Source organism: Vibrio sp. 1249-1 (genome assembly GCF_033340495.1).
This window is the reverse complement of record NZ_JAWOWJ010000680.1, coordinates 1-646: the sequence shown is the minus strand read 5'-3', so window position 1 is coordinate 646 and position 646 is coordinate 1. Positions and strand designations below refer to the sequence as shown.

The window sequence follows — 646 nt, the reverse complement described above, 5'->3', positions numbered from 1 at the left end:
ATCATTGATGGAGCGAACCATCACTCGGTCCATCTCATTCACGTCGATATCTCGCACGAAAAGGCCATCAATTTTCACGATATCTACAGGAAGTTTCTTCAAGTAACCAAAAGAAGACAAGCCCGAACCAAAATCGTCCAGCGCAATCATACAACCGAGCGATTTGGCTCTGGTGAAAAAGTCGATGGCTTGATCTAAATTGCCCATGGCCGCCGTCTCTGTGATTTCTAAACAGATTTTTTCGCACGGCATGGTCGAGTTTTTCAATCGTTCGAAAAGAAAATCGATAAATTCCTGATTCCCCATGGATTGACCAGAAAGGTTAATCGAGCAACGCCCCAACTTTTCCACTACGTCTGGTCGCTGTTCAAACCATTCAAGCGCTTGGTTGATCACCTGCTTATCAATCCAATGCGCAATGTTATAACGCTCGGAAGCGGGAATGAAAATCGCCGGAGAGACGTAGTTACCCTGCGCGTCACGAATACGCACCAAAATCTCAAAATACATCAGCGACTCTGGCGACTGCAAATTCATCACTCGCTGAGCAAACAGCTCCAAGCGCTGATTGGATAACGCCTCGTGCACCAAATTGACGCTCTGCATTTCCATCTGACGACGCTGCAGCTCTTCATTGTCTAAGCTG

Annotated in this window: 1 protein-coding gene; it reads right to left on the bottom strand. The window is 46.7% G+C overall.

Annotated features, from left to right (window positions below):
* The coding region (locus R7Z50_RS28320) for an EAL domain-containing protein (RefSeq protein ID WP_318149860.1) at window positions 1-646 on the bottom strand (646 nt) is incomplete at both ends.